Origin of the sequence: Rhizobium viscosum (genome assembly GCF_014873945.1) — a bacterium.
Lineage (GTDB): Bacteria > Pseudomonadota > Alphaproteobacteria > Rhizobiales > Rhizobiaceae > Rhizobium > Rhizobium viscosum.
The window spans coordinates 290,916-304,550 of the sequence record NZ_JADBEC010000003.1 but is presented as its reverse complement, the minus strand read 5'-3'; the positions used below and the strand labels follow the sequence as shown (position 1 = coordinate 304,550).

Here is a 13,635-nt window from a genome sequence, read left to right as displayed (position 1 = left end):
GCCGGAGAAAAGGTCCGGCAGCTTGTCAGTGGGGCAATTGACTTGCCCCAGATATAAGTGGCCAAAAGGGACTTTTCAGCCCTGATGGCAAGTGGAAATTTGCGTTTCCGCAAGTTTGTGAGGCAATCAGGCCGCCTCGCCCGCCAGCTTTCGCCGGGAGGCTATCTTGGCAAAGGCGGCAATCGCCCTGTCTACGTCTTCTTCCGTCGTCGAAAAGCCGAGCGATATGCGCAGCGCCCCGAGCTTCGGATCGCGGCCCATTGCCGTCAGCACGTGGCTTTCGCCGACCCTGCCGGAAGAGCAGGCAGAGCCCGCCGAAAGTGCCACGCCTTCGAGATCGAAGGCGATCTGCCCGGTCTCGGCCTTCATGCAGGGAAGTGTGAAGAAGATGGTATTGGCGACGCGCGGACCGCCTGCACCGTGGATGATGACATCGGGTGCTGCCGTGCGCATGCCGGCTTCCAGCCGGTCGCGCAGGACGGCAATCGCGGCATTGCGCTCCTCAAGATGCTGCAGCGCGGCTTCAGCAGCTGCCCCGAAGCCGATCAGCGCCAGCGAATTCTGCGTCCCCGAGCGGTGACCCTTCTCCTGCCCGCCACCGCGGATCAGCGCTTTCGGCATCAGCGCCTCGCCGCGGGCGATCAGCGCGCCCGCGCCCTTCGGCCCGCCGATCTTGTGGGAGGAAATGATCATGAAATCGGCGCCGATTCGCCCGATCTCAATCGGCAGCCGGCCGGCCGCCTGCACGGCATCGACCACGAAGAGCCCGCCATGAGCGTGCACGATCCTGCCCGCTTCCTCGACCGGTTGGACGATGCCCGTCTCGTTGTTGACGAACATGATCGCCACCATCGGCAGGCCCGTCGACTTGTCATGGGCGTCGAGAAGTGCGGAGAGTGCCTTCAGATCGACGATGCCGGCCTCGGTCACCGGTATTTCGGTCGTCTTGTCTTTTGGGAAACGACCGCCTTCGCGCACGGCCAGATGCTCGACAGCCGAATGATAGAGACGGCCGAGCTTCAGCGGCGTGCGGCCCATGCTGAAATCGGGGGTCAGCACCATATTGGCGGCTTCGGTGGCACCGCTGGTGAAGACCACATTGGCGGCATCAGTGCCTGACAAAAGCGCGATCTTGCGGCGCGCACCCTCGATTGCGGCGCGCGCGGCACGGCCTTCGCCATGCACGGAATTGGGGTTGCCGAAGACGTCCACGGCGCGCATGACCGCGTCACGCGCTGCAGGGTGCATCGGCGATGTTGCGTTCCAATCGAGATAAAGGCGTGGCGGCGCCATTGTCTTCGGTCCTGCGCTTGACGAGCTTGCTTCGAGCGCGGCGGTGCATTTTTCTTGAAATTTCCGCCGGGCTTGCCTTATGACACGTTCCACGCTGCGTGGATCGCCATGCAAGTTTCGAATTGTTCTAAACTGCGTTTTAGAAAAGCTGACAACTGTCGTCAAGTCATGATGTCGCCAAACGTGGCGTGAACGCGAAATAAAACCGGAGTACCGATGCCCGAAGTTATTTTCAACGGCCCAGCCGGCCGTCTTGAAGGCCGCTACCAGCCCTCCAAGGAAAAAAGCGCACCGATCGCCGTCATTCTGCACCCGCATCCGCAGTTTGGTGGCACGATGAACAACCAGATCGTCTACCAGCTCTTCTACATGTTCCAGAAGCGCGGTTTTACGACACTGCGCTTCAATTTCCGGGGCATCGGCCGCAGCCAGGGCGAATTCGACCATGGTGCCGGCGAGCTTTCGGATGCCGCCTCCGCGCTCGACTGGGTGCAGAGCCTGCATCCCGATTCGAAGACCTGTTGGGTCGCCGGTTACTCCTTCGGCTCCTGGATCGGCATGCAGCTTCTGATGCGCCGTCCGGAAATCGAAGGTTTCATGTCGATTGCGCCGCAGCCGAATACCTATGACTTCTCGTTCTTGGCGCCCTGCCCGTCCTCCGGCCTGATCATCAATGGCGAGGCGGACAAGGTTGCTCCCGAAAAGGACGTTAATGGCCTCGTCGAGAAGCTGAAGACGCAGAAGGGCATCCTCATCACCCATCGCACGGTGCCGGGCGCCAACCACTTCTTCAACGGTCAGGTCGACACGCTGATGGCCGAGTGCGAGGATTATCTCGACCGCCGCCTGAACGGCGAACTCGTGCCGGAACCGGCAGCCAAGCGGATCAGGTAACGGTCTGCCGCATGGCGGCCGTCATCTCGAATTCCACGCCCTGAACATTTTCGATAAAGATCGGCCCGCGCTCCCGCATGCCGATCTTTTTTAGTATGTGCTGGGAGGCAAGATTATCCGGGTGGGTGAAGGCGACGAAATGCGGCGCAATAGCCCTGGCAAAGAACCAGTCGGCAAGACCCGTCGCGATTTCCGTTGCATAGCCCTTGCCCCACTCCCGGGAATAGAAGGCATAACCCATTTCATATTCGCCGGTATGAAAGAGCGAGATTCCGGCGCGTCCGATGTAGCGGCCGTCCTCGCGGCCGAGGATCTTGTATTTCGTCGTGCCGTCGCGTGCCTGCTCGGCAAAATAGGATCGCAGCCGCTCCTCGGCCTTTTCCCGCGACCAGGGCGCTCCGCCGGACATATAACGCGTCGTCTCGATCGTCGAATGCAGGTCGTGGATCAGCCCGGCCTCGCCCTCGCCCCACATCCGGGCGATCAGGCGCGGCGTTTCGAAGATGATTTCGCCACTCATCGCGCAGGCTCCGCCACGACGCCGCCGGTGACCGGTTGGCTGACACCCGTCGTACCCGGATAGGTCAGCGGCAATCCTTCCAGCGACCGCACGGCAAGATAGGCCCAGGCTTCCGCTTCCATCGCATCGCCATCGAACCCTGCCTGTTCGGCGCTCATGACAGTGGACCCCTTCTTTCCGGCCATGTCGGCGAACTCGGCCATGATCGTGCCGTTCAGCCGTCCACCGCCGCACACGATATAGACGGACGGGCTCTCTGGGAGGTAGCCGGCCGACTTGACGATCGAGGCGGCCGCGACATACGCCAGCGTGCGCGCGCCGTCCTCAAGGCTCGCCTCGCCGTCCGCAAGCGGCTTGAAATCGCCGCGATCGAGCGAGCGGCGAATATTGCCTTGAAAGAAGGGGCTGCCGAGATAACGGGCGGCAATATCCGGCATAACCTTCCCGCGCCCGGCAATCTCGCCGCCGGGATCGTAGGTCTTGCCGGTTTGCATCTCCACCCACTGGTCGATCAGCGTATTGCCGGGGCCACTGTCGAAGGCGGCTATGCGCCCCTCCGCGCCGATATAGGTAAGGTTGGAAATCCCGCCGATATTGACGAAGCAGGTCGTCTGCCCCTCCTTCTGGAAGCGGCCGGCAAGCGCCGCATGGTAAGCTGGTACGAGCGGTGCGCCCTGTCCTCCATGCACCATGTCGTTGGCGCGCATGTCATAGACGACGGAAATGCCCGTACGTTGCGCCAGAAGCGCTCCATCGCCAATCTGGATGGTCAGCGCATCGTCCGGCCTGTGCAGCACCGTCTGGCCGTGGAAGCCGAGCAGGTCGATTTCGTCCCTGCTCAGACTGAACTTGTCGAGAAATGCCGTAACGGCATCTACATGACGTTCGGTGAGTTCTATCTCGATGTCGCGCAATTCATCCGGTCTTGCGGTGCGATCCGTCAGCGGCCGCGCCAGATCGAGCCCCCGCTTCAGCCGCTCGCGAAAACCGCCATCATAGGGCACGCCCAGAAACGGACCGCGTTCGATGAAGCCTCGCCCGTCCGTCCGCAGAAGTGCCACATCGATGCCGTCCATCGAGGTGCCGCTCATCAAGCCGATCGCTGTCCTGACGATATCCATTGCGCCGCGAGCCTTTCATGCGATTCCCGGATGCACTTTCGGAAAAACAGTGCTAAACGCGCCGCGACACTTCAACAAGCGTCAATCCCATTCCCGTTCGACGTTCAAGAGACGAAGCCCATGCCTGAGTTCAAGTCCGATTTCCTCCGCACGCTGCAAGAGCGCGGCTTCATTCATCAGATTTCCGATGAAAGCGGCCTCGACGATCTTTTCGCCAAGGAAACCGTGACGGCCTATATCGGCTTCGATCCGACCGCACCCAGCCTGCATGCCGGATCGCTCATCCAGATCATGATGCTGCACTGGATGCAGAAGACCGGCCATCGCGCCATCTCGCTGATGGGCGGCGGCACCGGCATGGTCGGCGACCCCTCGTTTAAGGAAGAGGCCCGCCAGCTGATGACGGTCGATACGATCGAAGGCAACATCGCCTCCATCAAGCGCGTCTTCTCGAACTACCTGAATTACGGCGAAGGTCCGAAGGACGCGCTGATGATCAACAATGCCGAATGGCTGCGCTCGCTGAACTATCTCGAGTTCCTGCGCGATGTCGGCAAGCATTTCTCGGTCAACCGCATGCTGTCCTTCGATAGCGTGAAGACGCGCCTCGACCGCGAACAGTCGCTCTCCTTCCTGGAATTCAACTACATGATCCTCCAGGCCTACGACTTCGTCGAGCTTGCCAAGCGCTACGACTGCCGCCTGCAGATGGGCGGTTCGGACCAGTGGGGCAACATCGTCAACGGCATCGACCTTGGTCACCGCATGGGGACCAAGCAGCTCTATGCGCTGACCTCGCCGCTGCTGACCACCTCTTCCGGCGCCAAGATGGGCAAGTCTGCGACCGGGGCCGTCTGGCTGAATGCCGACATGCTCTCGGCCTATGATTTCTGGCAGTATTGGCGCAACACCGAGGATGCGGACGTTTCGCGTTTCCTCAAGCTCTACACGACGCTGCCGATGGATGAGATCGCCCGCCTTTCGGCACTTGCCGGCTCCGAGATCAACGAGGTCAAGAAGATCCTGGCGACCGAGGTCACCGCGATCCTGCATGGCCGCGAAGCCGCGGAGCAGGCAGCCGAGACGGCCCGCAAGACGTTTGAAGAAGGCGGCCTTTCCGACAACCTGCCGTCGGTCGAGGTTCCCGCCTCCGAGCTCGACGCCGGCATTGGCCTCCTGTCGCTGATTGTCCGCGCCGGTCTTGCCGCCTCGAACGGAGAAGCCCGCCGTCATGTTCAGGGCGGCGCGGTGCGCATCAACGACCAGGCCGTCAGCGACGAACGCAAGATGATCGGCAGCGGCGAAATCACCGCCGATGGCGTCATCAAGCTGTCGCTCGGCAAGAAGAAGCACATCCTGATCCGCCGCGCAGCGTAAACCGCGCCAGCGATACCAGGAGAAAAGCCGGCCTTCCCGCCGGCTTTTTCTTTGCCTGTTCAGGATGAAGGCGGGTAGAACTTCTCCATCACGAAATTGTCGAGCTTCTGCCCGCGCTTTTCGACGATCTGTTGAGTGACCACGACGAACCCCTTGTGCTCGAAAAATGGTCGCGCCGTCAGGCTCGCATGCGTGTAGATCCGCTCCATGCCTGATACCAGCGCCTCCTGCTCGACACGCGCCAGCAGCCGGCTTGCAACACCGAGCCCCTGAAATTCCGGATGCACGAACATCATGTCCAGGCAACCATCGGCGACGAGATCGGAGAAGCCGACCGGCTTGTCGTCAATGTCTGCGATCCAGGCCGGGCGGCTTATCCGGCGCTCGGCCCACTTGGCGGGATCTTCCACCTGCGCCCAGGCATTGATCTGTGCAGGCGAATAATCGCGTGACGAGACTTCGCGGATGGCGCGGAGGAAGATCTCGATCGTCGCGTCGCTATCCTCGGGCGTATAAGGCCGGATCAGGATGGAGTTCTGCACCGAAACCCCCAACGACTTACTGGAATTCGAAGATCTGGCGGAACACGCCGGGCGCGATCACCGAGAGCGGGTTGATCTGCAGATTCGGCTGGTCGAACTTGCCTGTCAGCTTGAAGGTGATGCCGATCAGGCCTCGGTCCGAACCATTGCCGAGGATGACGCCGATCAGGGGCAGCTCGGCAAACAGCCGGTTGAGGCCATAGGCCGGCATGAAGGTGCCGGTCATGTCCATGTTGCCCTTCGCATTGCGCACGACACCCTGGAAGGTGGCGCCGATCTGGTCGCCGCGCAGCACGCCGTTTTCGATGGAAATTGCGCCGCCGCGCGAAACGACACGGGCAAAGCCACGCTGGAAGTGCTGTGAGGAGGTATCGATGTCGCGTTTGACGGCTTCGTTGAGCGTGCGCTGGTCAGAACCGACAGGTGTGGAAACGATCGAGCGCAGGCGCTGCTCGTTGACGATCGAGAAGCGACGCACGTCGAGCGAGCCATCCCAGCCGCCACCCGCATTGAGACGGATAGCCAGATTGAGAAGCCCGCCCTGCATATGCTGGTAGAGATCGGCAAAGCGTGAGACGGAGCCGGCATCGCCGCTGGTGACGTTGATGACGCCGCCGCCCTGCATCTGGCTGACGACCGCCTCGCCGCTATCGGTAATGCCGGAGAAATTCAGCGATTGCAGCCGGCTGCCGCTCATGGCGATCTGCGCCTGGAAATTGCCGATCTGCTCGTCGTTGAAGCCGACGATCTTCTGCAGCTTCGCCTTGACGCTCACGCTGCTGTTGTCGCTGCCGTCACTATCGCCGCCCGAATCCGATTTCAGCCGGGCGATGATCGGTCGCGCATCGGCGCTGGCGCCGGATACGGAAATATCGAAGCCGCCCTTGCTGCGCTTCAGCGACAATCCGAAATCATCGACGGAAGACAGTTTCACGCTATCGAAATCCGCCGATATCAAGCCGTTCTTGCCGATCATGAGTGCCCCGGTCGCCCCGAAGCCATCACCCTTCAGACGGAAATTCTTGACCTGCGTATTGTCAGGCGGGCCGGAAACCTCGAATTCGGCATTGGCCGGGATGCCGCTGCCCTTCGACCAACCGATCCAGGGCAGATCGAGCGACGCCTTGCTGAGATCGAGCTGCACGTCCTGCCGGTCTTCGTCGACGCGCGTCAGCACCATCTTGACGCTGCCGCCGAGGATTCCGGATAGGCCAGGCAGCAGCCTGTCGCGCTGGTCGCCGTTGAGCGTTGCCGTAATCACGCGCTGCGGCTCGATGCCGGAAGATTTGTCGACGGGTTCCAGCATATCGATATCGGCGGAGACGCCATCGATGTCGGCCTTGCCCTTGACTTTCACTTGCTGCGGATCGGCATCGAGCATGCCGTCGAGATTGGTGATGACTCGTCCCGAGAACGGCTTTGCAAGCGCGACATCGGTGAGTTTCATCTGCGCCTCCCATTCGGGCGGCGGCGGGTTCTGCGAGGACAGAAGTCCGAAATGCGCCTGCACATGCGCGTCGATGATGCCCTTGAGGTCATCAGGCACAAAGCCTGCGCGCTGCAACACCTTGATCGGCTTGTAGGTCAGAAGCTCGCCCACCGCATCCGCTTCGCCTGAAACGGAAATGTCGGCATCCGCCATCAGCGGCTTGTCGTAGACTGACGGCATCACGAAGGTGCCCGGCTGCACCGTCACTGAACGCCCAGATGGGAAATAGGAGATGCCGCTCTTGAGTGAGATCGTCGCTCTCCCGCCCGTCAGGTCGAAATGGGCTGCCGTATCGCGCACCGGTGGGATCTCGCCGGCGACATTCAGGCGCGTACCGGCGATGTCGAAGGCGATGCGGAGTTGGTTTTCGTCGAGCCGCAGGCCGCGTCCTCCCGCTGCCTCGTCCAGCCGGCCCGGCGGAATGAAGACCGAAATAGACGCATCGGTCACCACGCCGCCGAAGAGGTTTGCCAGCACCCAGACCCGCGCTTTGGACGCCATCCAGAAAGGCCAGAGCTGCTTGACCGCCGTCGTCTGCATTTGCTGCGACTGGCCGGCAAAACTGATCTCCGGTGATTTGTCGTTCAGCCGGATGTGCAGCGCCCCATAGAGGGAGCCGAGCGGAGAGGAAGCCACCATGTTCGTGAACTGGAATTCACGGCCGGCGACGAGATAGCGTCCGGTCGCCTGCAGGTCGAAGGACAGCGGCTGCTCGCCGGAATTGGGTGCGGCCGTGCCGCCGCTGATCAGCGCGTCGATACCGAACCCCTTGCCTGCATTCGGATCAAGCTTGTCGAGGTCGATCAGCGCGCCGTTGAACGGCAGCACGGTCGCGCCGAGATGCAGCTGCGATTTGGCGATCTCCAACGACTGCTTGTCGAAATCGTAGGCCAGATTGAGTTGCCCGTCCGTCAGTTCCTGAGAATCGCCGTCGACGTAAATAAAGCCCGGATCGAGTTTGAGAGCCGCATTGAGCGATGGCTTGACGCCGTCGGTAGCTCTCACTGCGGAAATGGTGAGGTCGCCGAAGGTGTTGAGGCCCTGGCGGATCTCGCCCTGCTCGTTGCGCTTCAGCGCAAAGGGCGTCAGGTCAGCATGCGACAGTGTGGCGACGAGCCGGGTTGCGTGCCCGCCCGCCTGCTCAGTGATCACATTGAGATCGGCCGCCTCGCCGTTGATGGAAATCTGGCCGCTGAGCTGCAGCGAGTTCGGCCCGGCATGTTCGAAGGCGAGATTGTCGACGACGAGCGAAAGCGGCCCGTTTGCCGTATCCGCAAGCTTGATATCGATACCGGATATGCGGACCGAGTCCGTAGCGCCACGTTCGACGAAGTTTTCGAACAGGTCGAGGTGGGAAAAGATCGTCTCCATTGCCGCCGGAATGGCATCGACGCGCAGATCATCAAGCTTGATGGGGGCGGTGGATGGAAGCAGCGAGGTGTCGAGGGCGATATCGTCGGCTTCGACCGATGATATGGCGATGCGACCGCGGAAGAGTTGCAGCGGATCGAGCGCCATCCGCATGGAGGATGTGGTGGAAAGATGTTGGCCGCTCTGCTGGTCGATCATGTTGACGTCCCTCGCCTCGAGTGCCAGCCGAAGACCGGAGGTGAAGCGAATGACGGTGGAACCGACCTCGGCGCGATAGCGCGGCCCGAGCGCGCTGTTCAGCGCCGACTGCGCCTGCTGCGACAGCGGTGCGTCGATGATCCCGCTTTCGATGGTAAAGACGATCGCCGCCAGGATGAACAGGATGACCGCGCAGAATCCGCCCGTGGCCTTCGCCGTGCCGCGCATGCGGGAGCGTGGCGGCGGGCAATGCACGATAAGAGGGTCCTCCACCTGCGCTGAAGGCAGGCTGTGCAAGGCGACGATGTCCTTCTTGCTGAACGTGACCTTTTCGCCGCGGATGGCTGACATGCGCCTTGGGAAACTCCTGAATCTGATTTGAATGGCTCTGGGCGGGACGCCGTTTCATCCACTATATAACCTGCCTGATATAGTATCTCTCCTAAACCCGGCAAAAGAAAGTTTTGAGATGTCCGCACCCGGTATTGGCTCCCGTGCTCCTGATTTCAGCCTCCCGCGCGACGGCGGCGGGCGCATTTCTCTCTCTGATTATCACGGCAAGCCGGTGGTCCTGTTCTTCTACCCCAAGGACGACACGACGGGCTGCACGACCGAATCTCTGGATTTTACCGCGCTTGCCGATGAGTTTGCAGCCGTCGGCGCCGCCATTGTCGGCATGTCGCCTGACTCGGCCACCTGCCACGACCGCTTCATCAAGAAGCACAAGCTGACGGTGGCGCTTGCCTCGGACGAAGAGAAAACGGTGCTGCAGGCCTATGGCGTGTGGAAGGAGAAAAAGATGTATGGCCGCACCTTCATGGGCGTCGAGCGCACGACCTTCCTGATCCGCAGGGACGGCACCATCGCCACCATATGGCAGAAGGTCAGGGTGCCGGGCCATGCGGCAACGGTGCTCGAAGCCGTCCGGAATCTTGCCGCGTGACGGCGATCACTTCGCTGCGCGGTGGCGCGATCGATGCGATCCGTTCGGCAGATCTCGACCGCAAGACGGAGCTCGCGCAGGAAAGCGCTACCAGGTGGTTCGCACGTCGTATCTCGCTGCGTTCGCCCTTGGACGCGCCGCTGCCCGAGCGTCCCGGCCGGCCGGAAAAGCCTCTGCTGGTGCCGCCGACCCAGGTTGAGAAGCGCTCGCTGCATACCGTGCCCGGCCGCGTCGCCCTCTTGCACGCGATTGCCCATATCGAGCTCAACGCCGTCGATCTGGCGCTCGACATCGTGGCGCGATTCGCGTCGGCGCATGTACCGAATTCCTTCTTCGACGGCTGGATGCAGGTGGCCTTCGAGGAGGCGAAGCACTTCCGCATGGTGCGCAAGCGCCTCAACGATCTCGGCGCCGACTATGGCGATCTGCCCGCCCATGACGGCCTCTGGCAGGCGGCGCATTCGACCCGCAACGACCTGACGGCGCGCCTGGCCGTCGTGCCGCTCATTCTCGAAGCGCGCGGCCTCGATGTTACGCCTGCCCTGCAGGCCAAGATGCGCGAAACCGGTGACCTCGAAAGTGCGGCGGTGCTTGACGTCATCTACAATGACGAGAAGGGCCATGTCGCCGTCGGCGCCAAATGGTTCCGCTTCCTCTGCGCCCGCGAAAAGCGTGATCCCGCAAGGGCGTTTCAGGAATTGGTGCGGGCCAATTTTCGCGGTCCGCTAAAGGCGCCGTTCAACGATGTAGCGCGCGCCGAAGCCGGCCTGACCCCCTCCTTTTACCGCGCGCTGACGTCCACCAGCCAGAGCTGATTGGTAAGCTCTCGCTTGCCGGTGTAAACTGACTGTTAACCATAAAAGTATGTAATCATCTCCCAATGGGGCAGGCGCTAAAAGCGAATCTTCGGGGGACCCTCGGTGACGAACGGACATCACAGTCGGGTATTCGGCAAGAGGGCACAGGAACACGTCCTCATTCTTGCCAGTGGCGACAAGGTGCGTCACATGACGGTGAAGCCTTGGATGGCCGCCCTCGTCTTCTGCTTAATCGGCGTCTTTTCAATCGGCTATTTGCTGGCCACCTCCTACCTCGTGCTACGCGATGACCTGATCGGCGCGACCATGGCCCGCCAGGCCCGTATGCAGCATGACTATGAAGACCGCATCGCGGCATTGCGCGCCCAGGTCGACCGTATCACCTCCCGCCAGCTACTCGATCAGCAGGTGGTCGAGGACAAGGTCGACAAGCTGATGGAGCAGCAGATGGCTCTGACCTCGCGCCACGGTAAGCTTGATAATCTGCTCGACCGCGCCGAAAGCTCCGGCCTGACGGGCAAGGACGCTCCTGCAGCCGATGCACGGGCACAATCCTATGCACCTGACGTCAAGGACAAGCGTGCTTCGCTGAACGGCGGCGCGAAGGCGATCGGTAAGCTTTTGGCAGGTGATAATCAGCCGGCCGATGCAGGAGTGCCTGATAATTCCACCCTCGCCTATGTTCCGTCAGAGGAAACCGTCGGCGATCGCGCAGACCGCATCTTTTCCAAGGTCACGCTCTCGCTGAAGACCGTCGAGCAGGATCAGAAAAACCGCATCGACCAGCTGACGAGCGACGCCGGCAACGCCGCCAATACGATCGAAGGCGTGCTCGACCGCTTCCATATCGCCGTTCCGGCCGAGACGATCGCCGCCAAGCAAGACGAAGACGCAGTCGGCGGCCCATATGTGGAACCGGAAAGCAACGACGATTTCAACAATTCGCTGATCCAGCTCGATGGCGCGCTGACACGTCTGGAAGCGGTGCGCAGCACCGCCGAATCCCTGCCTTTCCGCAATCCGGCCATCGGCAAGGAAGTCACCAGCCCCTTTGGCAACCGGCGCGATCCATTCCTCGGCCGGCTTGCGCTTCATTCCGGCATCGACTTCCGCTTCTCGCCGGGGGAAAGGATCCGCCCGACCGCGCCCGGCAAGGTGATTGCAGCCGGCTGGACCGGCGGCTACGGCAACATGGTCGAGGTCGATCATGGCAACGGCATTTCGACGCGCTACGGCCATATGTCGGAAATTCTGGTCAAGGTCGGCGATACGGTCGACCGCAACGATGTCATTGGTCTCGCCGGCAGCACGGGTCGCTCAACAGGCACCCACCTGCATTATGAGGTGCGCCAGGATGGGCGCGCCGTCGATCCGATCTATTTCATGAATGCCGGCCTTAAACTTGCCACTTATATAAAATAGCCGGTCGCGGTAACGAACGCTTCACCTCGCTACCTGGGGTGGAGACGCTATTCCTTGACTTGTCGGCCGTTTCGGAATATGTCGCCCACCATTGCGGCATGCAATCCTGCCGACTCGCCAGAGACCGGCCGAACGAAACGGAAACAGTTTTCCCTTTGACGACATTTGCTGAACTTGGTTTGAGCCCCAAAGTGCTCTCCGCTGTTACCGATGCGGGCTACACGATCCCTACTCCCATTCAGGCCGGAGCAATTCCCTTCGCGCTTGAGCGTCGCGACATCTGCGGCATCGCCCAGACCGGCACCGGCAAGACGGCTTCCTTCGTTCTTCCCATGCTGTCGCTTCTGGAAAAAGGTCGTGCCCGCGCCCGCATGCCCCGCACGCTGATCCTGGAGCCGACCCGCGAACTGGCCGCCCAGGTTGCCGAAAACTTCGAAAAATACGGCAAGAACCACCGTCTCAACGTCGCCCTCCTTATCGGCGGTGTTTCCTTTGAAGATCAGGACCGCAAGCTGGAGCGCGGCGCAGACGTGCTGATCTGCACCCCCGGCCGCCTTCTCGACCATTTCGAGCGCGGCAAGCTCCTGATGAGCGGTGTCGAAATCCTCGTCATCGACGAAGCCGACCGCATGCTCGACATGGGCTTCATCCCCGATATCGAACGCATCGCCAAACTGATCCCCTTCACTCGCCAGACGCTGTTCTTCTCGGCCACCATGCCGCCGGAGATCCAGAAGCTTGCGGACCGTTTCCTGCAGAACCCGGAGCGCATTGAGGTCGCCAAGCCCGCATCGGCTTCCAAGACCATCACGCAGCGTTTCGTCGCCTCTCACGATAAGGATTACGAGAAGCGCGCCGTCCTGCGCGATCTCATTCGTGCCCAGGAAGACCTCAAGAACGCGATCATCTTCTGCAATCGCAAGAAGGATGTCGCCGATCTCTTCCGCTCGCTGGAACGTCACGGTTTTTCCGTCGGCGCCCTGCATGGCGATATGGACCAGCGCTCGCGCATGACGATGCTTGCCAACTTCAAGGATGGCAACATCAAGCTGCTCGTTGCCTCTGACGTCGCCGCCCGCGGCCTCGATATTCCCGATGTCAGCCACGTCTTCAATTTCGACGTGCCGATCCATTCGGAAGACTATGTTCACCGTATCGGCCGTACCGGCCGCGCCGGTCGTTCTGGGGCTTCTTTCACCATTGTCACCCGCCGCGACCAGAAACATGCCGACGCGATCGAAAAGCTGATCGGCGAAAAGGTCGAATGGCTGAACGGCGATCTCTCCGCCCTGCCGCCGGCTGAAGAAAGCCGCGACAGCGAGCGGTCTCCCCGCCGCGGAAAGGGTCGTGAGCGGGATAAGGATCGTGGCCGCGATCGCCGGTCTTCGAGTCATAAATCTGATATCAACGCCGAAGATAATGGTGGCGAAGTCGTGGAAGCAGCAGCAAAGGCCGACAGCGTGAAGAACGAGCGCAAAGCAGAACAGAAGTCGCAGAACAATGCGCGCGGCAATCGGCCCTATCCGGCAAATGATGACAATCGCGAACGTCGCCGCCACCGTGATCACGACGATGGCCCGACACCGGTCGGATTCGGCGACGACATCCCTGCCTTCATGCTGATCGCGGCCAACGCCAAGATCTGAG

At 61.4% G+C, this 13,635-nt stretch carries 11 protein-coding genes; 6 read left to right on the top strand and 5 right to left on the bottom strand.

The features are described from left to right. Nucleotides 1-126 precede the first annotated feature (126 nt). Complete coding sequence (locus H4W29_RS33515) at nt 127-1,293, bottom strand: cysteine desulfurase family protein (protein ID WP_192733149.1); 1,167 nt, start codon at nt 1,291-1,293, stop codon at nt 127-129. A 216-nt stretch (nt 1,294-1,509) separates the two neighbouring features. Here H4W29_RS33515 and H4W29_RS33510 point away from each other — a divergent pair, with 216 nt between their 5' ends. Beyond that, the gene (locus H4W29_RS33510) at nt 1,510-2,187 is read left to right on the top strand and encodes an alpha/beta hydrolase (RefSeq protein WP_025668882.1); all 678 of its coding nucleotides are present in this window, start codon (nt 1,510-1,512) and stop codon (nt 2,185-2,187) included. Here the strand turns inward: H4W29_RS33510 and H4W29_RS33505 are convergent. Together H4W29_RS33505 and H4W29_RS33500 are read right to left on the bottom strand one after the other, a co-directional pair. Then, nucleotides 2,180-2,707, bottom strand: coding sequence for a GNAT family N-acetyltransferase (locus H4W29_RS33505; RefSeq protein ID WP_192733148.1), 528 nt, complete (start codon nt 2,705-2,707; stop codon nt 2,180-2,182). The genes H4W29_RS33510 and H4W29_RS33505 overlap by 8 nt on opposite strands. Continuing rightward, nucleotides 2,704-3,828, bottom strand: coding sequence for an anhydro-N-acetylmuramic acid kinase (locus H4W29_RS33500; protein WP_192733147.1), 1,125 nt, complete (start codon nt 3,826-3,828; stop codon nt 2,704-2,706). Before H4W29_RS33500 ends, H4W29_RS33505 begins: the two co-directional genes overlap by 4 nt. Before the next feature lie 120 nt (nt 3,829-3,948). Between H4W29_RS33500 and tyrS the strand changes: the two genes are divergently transcribed. Continuing rightward, nucleotides 3,949-5,205: a tyrosine--tRNA ligase gene (gene tyrS / locus H4W29_RS33495; RefSeq protein WP_192733146.1), complete on the top strand. Its 1,257-nt coding sequence runs from the start codon at nt 3,949-3,951 to the stop codon at nt 5,203-5,205. Nucleotides 5,206-5,264: 59 nt separating this feature from the next. Here tyrS and H4W29_RS33490 read toward each other — a convergent pair whose 3' ends face one another. Together H4W29_RS33490 and H4W29_RS33485 are read right to left on the bottom strand one after the other, a co-directional pair. Beyond that, entirely contained in the window at nt 5,265-5,747 is a 483-nt protein-coding gene (locus tag H4W29_RS33490) for a GNAT family N-acetyltransferase (RefSeq protein ID WP_192733145.1), read from the bottom strand. Between the two features lie 16 nt (nt 5,748-5,763). Further along, nucleotides 5,764-9,156 (bottom strand): hypothetical protein, encoded by a 3,393-nt coding sequence (locus H4W29_RS33485; RefSeq protein ID WP_192733144.1) that lies wholly within the window; start codon nt 9,154-9,156, stop codon nt 5,764-5,766. A gap of 118 nt (nt 9,157-9,274) precedes the next feature. On the opposite strand from H4W29_RS33485, the gene H4W29_RS33480 reads away from it, so the two are divergent. From H4W29_RS33480 to H4W29_RS33465, 4 genes are all read left to right on the top strand, one after another. Beyond that, nucleotides 9,275-9,748 carry a peroxiredoxin gene (locus H4W29_RS33480; RefSeq protein WP_192733143.1) on the top strand — a complete coding sequence of 158 codons (474 nt, stop codon included), beginning with the start codon at nt 9,275-9,277 and terminating at the stop codon, nt 9,746-9,748. Beyond that, nucleotides 9,745-10,563 carry a ferritin-like domain-containing protein gene (locus H4W29_RS33475; protein ID WP_192733142.1) on the top strand — a complete coding sequence of 273 codons (819 nt, stop codon included), beginning with the start codon at nt 9,745-9,747 and terminating at the stop codon, nt 10,561-10,563. Before H4W29_RS33480 ends, H4W29_RS33475 begins: the two co-directional genes overlap by 4 nt. Nucleotides 10,564-10,668: 105 nt before the next feature. After that, a complete protein-coding gene (locus H4W29_RS33470; protein ID WP_192733141.1) occupies nt 10,669-11,988 on the top strand; it encodes a peptidoglycan DD-metalloendopeptidase family protein in 1,320 nt (439 codons plus the stop codon). Between the two features lie 155 nt (nt 11,989-12,143). After that, complete coding sequence (locus H4W29_RS33465; RefSeq protein WP_192733140.1) at nt 12,144-13,634, top strand: DEAD/DEAH box helicase; 1,491 nt, start codon at nt 12,144-12,146, stop codon at nt 13,632-13,634. The last annotated feature ends 1 nt before the right edge of the window (nt 13,635 follow it).